The organism is Holdemania filiformis (assembly GCF_003459085.1).
In the GTDB taxonomy this organism is placed as follows: domain Bacteria; phylum Bacillota_I; class Bacilli_A; order Erysipelotrichales; family Erysipelotrichaceae; genus Holdemania; species Holdemania filiformis.
The window spans coordinates 1-397 of the sequence record NZ_QRUP01000030.1 but is presented as its reverse complement, the minus strand read 5'-3'; the positions used below and the strand labels follow the sequence as shown (position 1 = coordinate 397).

1 protein-coding gene is annotated in these 397 nt (G+C 48.6%); it reads left to right on the top strand.

Annotation, left to right across the window (positions count from 1 at the left end; genetic code table 11):
* Window positions 1-29 precede the first annotated feature (29 nt).
* Window positions 30-397, top strand: a 368-nt coding sequence (locus DWY25_RS16465) for a hypothetical protein (protein WP_147336711.1), incomplete at its 3' end; no start/stop codon positions are given.

Sequence of the window (397 nt, the reverse complement as noted above, 5' to 3'; positions counted from 1 at the left end):
GCAATATTAATATTAGGAGGCTCCTGAATATGAAACAAAATAACTTACTTCTCAACATTTCCGATCAACAATTACAGCAGGCGGGACTGACCCGCGCTCAGGCTAGAAAAAGTCTGGCCGCCCTTGATTATCGGGATAACGACGTGTTCCGTCATGTGATGAATGCGGAGAACCCGGTTTCCCGAAAGATTCTGACGATGTATCTCTCGGATTTGCTTCATCGGCGGATTGTGTGGATAGGATCGGAAGCGACAGAACCGGTGAAGGCGAACTTCCGGGAGAAAGGGGTCCGCTATGATGTCATGGTGAGGATTCGGGATGATCAGGGAAAGCCGATGCTGGTAAATTTAGAAATGCAGAATTATCGGATGGCGGAATCGTTATCGCTGCGGTCGCA